Origin of the sequence: Vibrio sp. V08_P9A1T1 (assembly GCF_963874405.1) — a bacterium.
Lineage (GTDB): Bacteria > Pseudomonadota > Gammaproteobacteria > Enterobacterales > Vibrionaceae > Vibrio > Vibrio anguillarum.
Map to the genome: position 1 here is coordinate 1 of NZ_CAWNIB010000072.1, position 7,652 is coordinate 7,652.

Here is a 7,652-nt window from a genome sequence, read left to right on the forward strand (position 1 = left end):
CTACTTATTTGGCTATCAGTTTACTGGACAATGGTCGTGACAAATTCATCTTGGAAGAGCAAACGTCTTCGGCAGCGCTAGAATGGGAAGTGAACGGTTTAGGTTGATTTAGAATGGGGGTTGTTTTGGGAAGTACACAATCCAGACTTCTGCTCTGAATGATTTCTGTCCATCTTTGATTCAGACCGGTTCGGTACAGCCGATGATAGAATGCACAAACTGCTAGATAACACATGAATTAACTCGCTCTCTAAGATAACGTTATATCTCCCCTACGAACGAGCATGCAGAAACGCGAGTAGTCATGGCTATAAACGAATACTCTATGAGGAACGCTAGCTCCGCTCATAAATGAATCGAATGCTGAAAGAGTGGCTTTCGGCAACAATGATGGGTCAACAACTTTCCAGGGAACGTCTGGCAGTTCGAATTCTTCTAATGTCGGCAATAAGTTTAAGTATGGGTCAGTCATGCATTTTATCCCTGCTTATAGTGTAAGATTAATCAGTAGTGCTTAAATTTATTTGGTTTAGGTTCTAGATGATTTCAATTCAATGGATTCTCGCCACTGCCGTGATTCCTTAACACTACGCTCAAGGTGATCGTCACTTTTAAGATGCAAACCGTTTCGTCGGTTACGAGCGGCACGGTACAAGATAGCTCTGCGTTGTTTCTCGGTCATAAAACCTCCCATCCACCAATTTGCCAGTATGATTCTATTTTTGCTATTCCTATGTTTATGAAAGTCAGTTTTGAACTTCCTAACATAACAAAGTTCACAAAGGTAATGTGTGGAACTCTCCGTATTTATCATTGATAAGATAAGCCACTTCTCTATTGCGCGCATCCTTAGATAGTAGCAACTCAGCAATAGTTAGTAATGCCAACGCAGGTTGACCAATTTTTAAAGACTCGCCCCAAAATGGCTTTATTACTTTAAGAGGTGGTAACTCTTTATGCCCGATAGAGTACTTGACCGGTTGATGTCGGCTAAACAATAGTATCTCGTAAGGGTGGTTATATTTTGTAAGCTGAGTCGCGGCCACTTCTCCACCCCAAACATCTCCTGGCTGCAATAAGATATCTTTCCAATTGTCAACAGGAGGATAAGTCGTCACCTGATGATAGCGAGCTAAAATGTGGCCATAGCTTTTCAACCATTCATAACGCAGCTCTGGCTCATTTAAAAATCTTCTTTGGCGTTTATTCTTTACTATATGGTTGTTTTCAATAAGGTACTTCATTGCCTTTGTAACCATACCAACCGAAATGTCAGCTTTAGATGCAATATTCGCGTAGGTCTCATTGATAAGGTCCTTTTCAGCGAAAAGAGCAAATAAGCACTTCATGATACCGATAGTCATAAACTGGTGAGATTTATTTTGTTTTATCGGAGGTCTATTACCAATGAATATGCATAAGTCACCAGTCATCACTCTGACGTTTCCAGAGTCATCGGCATAGTTGATGTTTGAGTCATGGCATAACTGCCTAAGATAATCGCTGAGGTGATTACAGAAAAGTATGTCGTTTGCTTTTGGTCGTCGTTTCAAATAGCTTTCAATACTTTCTTTACGATGTATATGAGCATGGAAAATATTAAACCTTATCGGCTGACCATTAACTGTCATTTTTAGCTGTAAGAAACAAGATGTCATGCACGACAAATGGGTAAGAGCTAAAAAACGCAAGCATCAAAGTGGCTAAATAAACTGTCATTTATCGCCACTGGATAGCTCAACAGCTTTACTCTCGTCTGATTGATGAGAGTAGGAAAAACACCATTGATCGCCTGAGAGTCAAACTGCTTTTAAGCAAAGATGAATGGATATAACGAAAGTAAATGGAGATACGTTATGAATAAAGCAATGGTTTCTGCCTCACTAGTCACAGCTCTAAGCACCGCATTGGTAATGGCTGCTGCTCCAGCGGAAGCGGGAATGAAAGATAAAGAAAAATGCTACGGCGTGGCATTGAAAGGGAAAAATGATTGTAAAGCAGGTGCTGGTACATCTTGTGCTGGCACATCGATAAGAGATTACCAAGGTAATGCTTGGTCACTTGTTCCTAAAGGCACTTGTGAACAAACCGTATCTCAAACCTCACCAACTGGATTTGGTCAGTTAAAAGAATTTAAAGAGAAAAATTCGTAATAACATGATGAATTTGAAGACTATCTCGCGTCTTCCAGCATCTATCGGGGTTGGTTTGAAACCTGAACATGTTCAAACCATCCTCGATACTCAGCCTGATATGGGCTTTTTTGAAGTCCATGCTGAGAACTACATGGTGCCAGGAGGCCCCTTTCATCACCATCTTGAACAGATCAGAGCAAACTATCCGCTCTCGATTCATGGTGTTGGTCTTTCTATTGGTGGTGAGGATCCGCTGGATGAAGCACATTTAGATCGGTTAGCCACGCTAATAAAACGCTATCAACCAGAGGCCTTTTCCGAACATCTTGCTTGGTCCAGCCATCAGGGTACTTTTTTAAACGACTTGCTGCCCGCCCCCTACCATGAAAAAACGCTGTCGCGTGTCTGTGAACATGTTCATCGTGTACAGGAAAAGTTGGGTTATCGGATGTTACTTGAAAATCCAGCGACTTATGTTGAGTTTTCTTGCTCTGACCTTTCTGAAGAAGAGTTTATCTGCGAAGTAATCAAGCGCACGGGATGTGGTTTATTGCTGGATGTGAATAATGCCTATATTTCTTGTGTGAACCACGGGCGTAACGTGGCGTCGTATATCCAAGCACTACCATTGTTTGCGGTTGGGGAGATCCACCTTGCTGGTTATGCCGAAGATGTTGATTCGATAGGATCGTCACTTTTAATTGATAGTCATGGAGCACCTATCAGTAAAGAAGTATGGAGCTGGTATCGTTTTGTGATTGAACGCATAGGACCAAAACCGACCTTGATTGAACGCGATAACAATATTCCAGCGTTTGCCGTGTTAGCTGCGGAAGCCAAGCAAGCACAAGATATTATGGATAAGGTTAAAGTGAAATTATGAACAGGGAGAGGCAAGCACAGTGGATGGCAAATATTTTGGCTTCAGATGAATCTTGTCCCGAAGGTTTAACAACCTGGAATGGCTCTGATCCTGAAATGCGCTTTGCCGTCTATCGTAACAATGTGATTGTGTCGTTAATTGATGCCCTCACCGATAGCTATCCAGTCGTTCAATCTTTGGTAGGTGAAGCCTTTTTTCAAGCAATGGCACGCGAGTTTATCAAAGGTCATCCTCCTAGTTCTCCTGTTTTGGTTTGGTATGGGTCTGAATTCCCTGATTTTATCACTTCGTTTATTCCTGCTTCGGGTGTGCCTTATCTTGCTGATGTTGCTCGGCTAGAGTGGATGAGAATTGAATCTTGGCATGCTGCTGATGCTGAGCCTATATCTCAGGAAACATTAGCGGCATGGCTGTCTGATGAGGTCGCCTTAGAACAAACTTGTTTTATATTGCATCCCTCTTTAAACACTTTTGACTCTCAATATCCAATCGCCTCTATTTGGTCTGCTCACCAAAACGAACGGGTTAACCTTAATAACATTGATATCTCGGCTTCGGAAGCCGTGGTAGTGATTAGGCATAATGTAAGTGTAGCGATCACATGCTTAGATCATCATGCCATTCATTTTATTAAGTTGTTGAATGATGGAGTTTCATTTGCTGAGGCGGTCCAACAAGCGGGGGAATTTGAGCTTTCCTATACGTTAGCTTGGTTAATACGAAACCAAGCCATCATCAATATTGTCTCCATAGGGAGTAGTCCATGTTACTGAAAACTATTACGTTGATCCAATCATTCATCAAGTTGCTCACTCGTATACCCGATACTATCATCGCTTTACTGGCTCGTTTTTCTATCGCGGCCATTTTCTGGAAATCGGGACAAACTAAGATCGAAGGGTTGTCTATCGATATTGTCGCTGGCGAATTTAAACTTGGGTGGCCTAGTTATTCGGATTCCTTACTCGATTTATTTCGTTACGAGTATCAATTGCCACTTATCCCACCAGAGATAGCCGCACCCATGGCGGCTTTTGCCGAGCACTTTTTCCCACTACTTATTTTGATCGGCTTTGCTACTCGTTTCTCTGCACTTGCTCTACTTGGCATGACGACTGTGATTCAAATATTTGTCTACCCAGATGCTTACGCAACACACGGCGTTTGGGCGGCTGCTTTACTCTTTTTGGTCGCTCGTGGTCCAGGCTTTATTTCTGTAGATAACCTTCTAACTCGGTGGTTTGTGGTGAGGTAAATTATGCGTATAAGGTCTCGGCTTTCTTTAAGTTATGCTGTTTTGTTGGTTTTTTTGGCGGCCATTGCTGTGGTTGCTGCATTACGTTTAGAGAATTTAGCAGCGAATACCCTCACGTTGGTTGAAAAAGACTCTCGCCGTGCAGAGTTAACCCACGCTATTAATCTCCATTCAGAAAGTGCCGCAGGGCGTCTATTGTTGCTCTTTATACTCAATGAACGTGACCAGCGCGTCAATATGTATAAGGATATTGATCGTCATAACGCGTCAATTAACTCCGCTCTTGAAGCGTTGAGATCTCTCATGACGACTCAGCAAGAGCAGAAACAGTTGAAACAACTGTCAGTTTTACGAGCACAGTTTGATGAGCACTTTACGGCCACGGTCGAGGCTCTGGAGTTTGATGAGCGTCCCGAAGCGATAAGACTCATGTCAGGACCTACTCATCAGTCGTTAAAAAGCTTGCTTTCATTAACCTCAGAGCTGGCTCAATACCAGCAGCAATCCATGGAACAACGCCAAACCGAAACGCTTGAACTCGTTCATACCTCGATTCGCACAGTCCTGATATTGGGCATCTGTGCACTCTTTACAGGGGCGTTTATGGCTTGGTTTATGACCCGCTCAATTATGATGCCACTTAGCCAAGCGGTGAAAGGAACGACGGCTATTACCCAGGGAGACCTGAGCAATATGCACATGGTCACACGCAAAGATGAGCTTGGAGACTTATTGTCTGGGATGACGAACATGCGCGAACGCTTACGAGATATGATTACCGCCATTAACCATAGCTCAATACAAGTTAATCATTCAGCAACGGCTTTGCAAAGTGCTTCATATAAGGTTAGATGTGGCTCTGCGGAGCAAAATTCACTGGCACAGGCTATTGAATCTTCTATCGCGACTTTCTCTGAAGGTATTTCTTCTTTAGCCTCTAATGTTCAAACCACTCGTGATGAAGCCAGTAAAGCGCATGATATGGCCTCTCAAGGTTCGCGAGAGATCGTAAGAGTATCAGACGAAATTGTCACTATTGCCGCGACGGTTGAGAAGTCGGCACAAACGGTCGCCAAGCTTGAACAGAGCGTTTTAGAAGTCACTAATACGGTGAGTGTGATCCGTGAGATCGCAGATCAAACCAACTTACTTGCCCTTAATGCGTCGATTGAAGCGGCGCGTGCAGGAGAAAGTGGACGTGGTTTTGCAGTTGTCGCTGATGAAGTCCGTACGTTAGCGACTAGAACTGCCGATGCAACAGGAAAGATCGATCTTGTGATTGCACAAATCACTCAACAAGCTAAAGAATCTATCCTTGAAATCGAACGAGGTAAAAGTGGTATGGAAAAAGGAACAGTCTTAATTCGTGGCATTATCACACCGTTGGATGAGTTACGTGTGGGCGCTCAACATTCATTAGAAAGTTTAGATAAATTAAGTTTAATTGTGAGCGAACAAGTGAGAGAAAGTCACTCGATTGCGGCTCATGTCCAAGAAATTGTCGAAAAAACGAGAGCAAACCAAAGTGCTGCTGATGAAGTGGCAGAGATCACCAAAGTATTGGGTGATACGTCCCAACAACTTCATAATACCGTAGCGAGTTTCCGCACATAGCGGTGTATTCATGAGAGGTTAATATGAGTCTATGGAAAAACTTATTTACTTCCAGAACAACCGATAGGGAAAAGTTGCTAGAAAGCTTATTAATCTTGGCTTGGGTTGTGGAAGCAAAAGATCCTTACACAGGAGGTCATCTTTGGCGGGTATCGAAATACGCCAACCTATTAGCTAAAACAATGAGCTTAGACGGAAAAACTATAGCAAGGGTGACTTTGGGAGGGTTCCTACATGATCTTGGTAAAATCAGTGTTCCCGATAATATTCTTACTAAACAAGGTGCTCTAACAGACGAAGAATACTCTGTGATAAAAACGCACCCTACCGAGGGGGTGCGCTTAATATTCAACCATCCACTCTCTTCAATCGTAATAGATAGTATTGGGTTACATCATGAACGTTTTGATGGGATGGGGTATCCGAATGGAATGGCGCAAGATGACATTCCACTAGAAGCTAAAATTGTAGCAATTTGTGACGCTTTTGATGCGATGACGAGTCAACGCTCCTATCGAAGTGCAATGAGTAAAGAAAAAGCGTTAGCGATCATTAAAGACAATTTAGGCTCTCAATTTGATCCTACCGTTGGTCAACTTTTCATTGAGTTAGGTAAGGAAAGCAAATTCGATGAGATTATCCTGCATAGTGACGACCAAATACCGCTGCATAATTGCCCCACATGTGGTCCTACGATTACTCGGTATCGAAATGATAAAGTTGGCTCTACTTTACACTGTCCAGTGTGTTTATCTCAGGTTGAACTGATAAATGAAGGGCAAAAAATCAATATTAAACCGACAATGAATACGGTATCAAAAGACCAAAAACGCGAGCCAGATTATAAACTGATAAAAAATGTAATTGTTCAAACAATCAAAAACACTCCAATCGATGACTTACTTTAACCAAAAAAAGCCTTGCATTAGGGAGGCTTTAGATTCTATCGTCTCAGTAATAGAGGCACCGTCGTGTCGGTAATAATCCTCGTCGTATTACTTCCGACGAAGAATTGACTAAGAATTGACTAAGTTTAGAATGCCCATTAATAAATAGTCAACTTTCTGATTAAAAAGCGGATTCGCATTACGCAGATTAATTCATTACTTTCTAATGTAGAGGAGTCGCTGACAAGGAAATGTCCAGAAGTTTGTTAAAAGTCACAATATATCAGTTGTCACAATATATCAGTTGTCACAATATATCAGTCGAATCTCATACTTACTGATATTCAAAAGTCACTACCCTAGTGGTATGAATACAAAGACCTTACTTCTAGCTCAAATCCATCGAGCAAAACTGGATAGTGACAAATGTTTAGTCGAGCTTCTTGATATGATGAGTCAAGCTTTGATGCAAACCGATTCCGCAGAAATCGATTGGCATTTAATGAACGACTTGGTGGACGATGACATACTTTTAATAATTGTATTGACCGATGCAGGCCTATCGATCAACTTTAATGAACTTGTACTGAGAGAAGCGGTGAAGTACGTAATGGCTTTTGGTCGTGAGTTACCGCATTAACACCACCTTTGCACATACGATTCCACGCTTTTTTGCCCCATAATTAGCGACGCCTTGTAGAAATCGGCTTAGTAGTCACGGGCTTTTTCTAAAATAATTTTAATGGACACGCGCAAAGGTTGAAACCTGACTCTCATCACTTACGGCAGGGTAACCTATTCGGCTAAGTGATACGTGAAGCCGAAAATAGAGGAGAATTAGAGGTCACCATAACTATTTTAACCAGTTAGGTTAATAC

General features: G+C 42.2%; 10 protein-coding genes. 7 read left to right on the forward strand and 3 right to left on the reverse strand.

Annotated features, from left to right (window positions below; translation table 11 throughout):
- Positions 1-250 precede the first annotated feature (250 nt).
- The 3 genes from AACT21_RS03885 to AACT21_RS03895 all read right to left on the reverse strand — a co-directional run bounded on the left by AACT21_RS03885 (position 251) and on the right by AACT21_RS03895 (position 1,631).
- Complete coding sequence (locus AACT21_RS03885) at positions 251-472, reverse strand: hypothetical protein (RefSeq protein WP_094164266.1); 222 nt, start codon at positions 470-472, stop codon at positions 251-253.
- 57 nt (positions 473-529) lie between these two features.
- Positions 530-682 carry a hypothetical protein gene (locus AACT21_RS03890; RefSeq protein WP_157726750.1) on the reverse strand — a complete coding sequence of 51 codons (153 nt, stop codon included), beginning with the start codon at positions 680-682 and terminating at the stop codon, positions 530-532.
- Positions 683-776: 94 nt separating this feature from the next.
- Positions 777-1,631, reverse strand: a complete 855-nt coding sequence (locus AACT21_RS03895) for a type IV toxin-antitoxin system AbiEi family antitoxin (protein ID WP_240507671.1) — start codon at positions 1,629-1,631, stop codon at positions 777-779.
- A gap of 225 nt (positions 1,632-1,856) precedes the next feature.
- Between AACT21_RS03895 and AACT21_RS03900 the strand changes: the two genes are divergently transcribed.
- The 7 genes from AACT21_RS03900 (at position 1,857) to AACT21_RS03930 (ending at position 7,414) form a co-directional block, all read left to right on the forward strand.
- On the forward strand, positions 1,857-2,153 hold the full coding sequence (locus AACT21_RS03900) for a BufA1 family periplasmic bufferin-type metallophore (protein WP_094147526.1): 297 nt from the start codon (positions 1,857-1,859) through the stop codon (positions 2,151-2,153).
- A 4-nt stretch (positions 2,154-2,157) separates the two neighbouring features.
- Entirely contained in the window at positions 2,158-3,018 is an 861-nt protein-coding gene (bufB, locus tag AACT21_RS03905) for an MNIO family bufferin maturase (RefSeq protein WP_094147525.1), read from the forward strand.
- Between the two features lie 23 nt (positions 3,019-3,041).
- Entirely contained in the window at positions 3,042-3,791 is a 750-nt protein-coding gene (locus tag AACT21_RS03910) for an HvfC/BufC N-terminal domain-containing protein (protein ID WP_166538059.1), read from the forward strand.
- Positions 3,782-4,273: a DoxX family protein gene (locus tag AACT21_RS03915; RefSeq protein WP_094147523.1), complete on the forward strand. Its 492-nt coding sequence runs from the start codon at positions 3,782-3,784 to the stop codon at positions 4,271-4,273. The genes AACT21_RS03910 and AACT21_RS03915 overlap by 10 nt, the downstream gene beginning before the upstream one ends.
- A gap of 3 nt (positions 4,274-4,276) precedes the next feature.
- Positions 4,277-5,887 carry a methyl-accepting chemotaxis protein gene (locus tag AACT21_RS03920; RefSeq protein ID WP_094147522.1) on the forward strand — a complete coding sequence of 537 codons (1,611 nt, stop codon included), beginning with the start codon at positions 4,277-4,279 and terminating at the stop codon, positions 5,885-5,887.
- Between the two features lie 23 nt (positions 5,888-5,910).
- Positions 5,911-6,795: an HD-GYP domain-containing protein gene (locus AACT21_RS03925; protein ID WP_094164267.1), complete on the forward strand. Its 885-nt coding sequence runs from the start codon at positions 5,911-5,913 to the stop codon at positions 6,793-6,795.
- A 346-nt stretch (positions 6,796-7,141) separates the two neighbouring features.
- Positions 7,142-7,414: a hypothetical protein gene (locus tag AACT21_RS03930; protein ID WP_017049628.1), complete on the forward strand. Its 273-nt coding sequence runs from the start codon at positions 7,142-7,144 to the stop codon at positions 7,412-7,414.
- The last annotated feature ends 238 nt before the right edge of the window (positions 7,415-7,652 follow it).

Bases quoted from the DNA above. Each gene is read 5' to 3' on its own strand.
- bufB (WP_094147525.1), top strand. From the start codon at position 2,158: ATGATGAATTTGAAGACTATCTCGCGTCTTCCAGCATCTATCGGGGTT.
- AACT21_RS03930 (WP_017049628.1), top strand. From the start codon at position 7,142: ATGAATACAAAGACCTTACTTCTAGCTCAAATCCATCGAGCAAAACTG.
- AACT21_RS03890 (WP_157726750.1), bottom strand. From the start codon at position 682: ATGACCGAGAAACAACGCAGAGCTATCTTGTACCGTGCCGCTCGTAAC.
- AACT21_RS03920 (WP_094147522.1), top strand. From the start codon at position 4,277: ATGCGTATAAGGTCTCGGCTTTCTTTAAGTTATGCTGTTTTGTTGGTT.
- AACT21_RS03910 (WP_166538059.1), top strand. From the start codon at position 3,042: ATGGCAAATATTTTGGCTTCAGATGAATCTTGTCCCGAAGGTTTAACA.
- AACT21_RS03915 (WP_094147523.1), top strand. From the start codon at position 3,782: ATGTTACTGAAAACTATTACGTTGATCCAATCATTCATCAAGTTGCTC.
- AACT21_RS03895 (WP_240507671.1), bottom strand. From the start codon at position 1,631: ATGACAGTTAATGGTCAGCCGATAAGGTTTAATATTTTCCATGCTCAT.
- AACT21_RS03885 (WP_094164266.1), bottom strand. From the start codon at position 472: ATGACTGACCCATACTTAAACTTATTGCCGACATTAGAAGAATTCGAA.
- AACT21_RS03900 (WP_094147526.1), top strand. From the start codon at position 1,857: ATGAATAAAGCAATGGTTTCTGCCTCACTAGTCACAGCTCTAAGCACC.
- AACT21_RS03925 (WP_094164267.1), top strand. From the start codon at position 5,911: ATGAGTCTATGGAAAAACTTATTTACTTCCAGAACAACCGATAGGGAA.